Origin of the sequence: Haloferax sp. KTX1, from assembly GCF_902410085.1 — an archaeon.
GTDB lineage: Archaea > Halobacteriota > Halobacteria > Halobacteriales > Haloferacaceae > Haloferax > Haloferax massiliensis.
This window is the reverse complement of the sequence record NZ_CABPRH010000157.1, coordinates 1-457: the sequence shown is the minus strand read 5'-3', so window position 1 is coordinate 457 and position 457 is coordinate 1. Positions and strand designations below refer to the sequence as shown.

The following is a 457-nucleotide window of genomic DNA, read 5'->3' as shown; positions in this document are numbered from 1 at the left end:
CTGTACACCACCCGACTGGGGATGGACACGATCGTTATCAACCGCGGTGGCGGCCGCGCCGCGATGATGACCGACACACACAACGTCATCGGCGTCACCGAGGACGTTTCGGGGAACGAATTCTTAGAAACTGCACGCGAGCAGGTGCAGGATTACGGCGGGACCTACGAGCGGGGCTTCGTCGAATCGGTCGAACCACTCGCCGACGGGAACGAGGACGGGTTCACCGTGACGACGAGCGACGATGAGTTGGCAGTAAAGCGAGTCGTCCTTGCGACCGGGTTCGCCGACGAACGTCCGGATCCGCCGCTGCCGCGGACCGGGAAAGGGCTGCACTGGTGTCTCCACTGTGACGCGTTCATGTTCGTCGGCGAGCCCGTCTTCGTCATGGGCACCGGCGAAGCCGCGGCCCACGTCGCGATGATTATGCTGAATTACACCGACGACGTGGACATAC

1 pseudogene is annotated in these 457 nt (G+C 62.8%); it reads left to right on the top strand.

What is annotated here, in order from left to right:
* Positions 1–457 (top strand): annotated as a pseudogene (locus FY251_RS21245) (NAD(P)/FAD-dependent oxidoreductase); the annotation flags it as partial.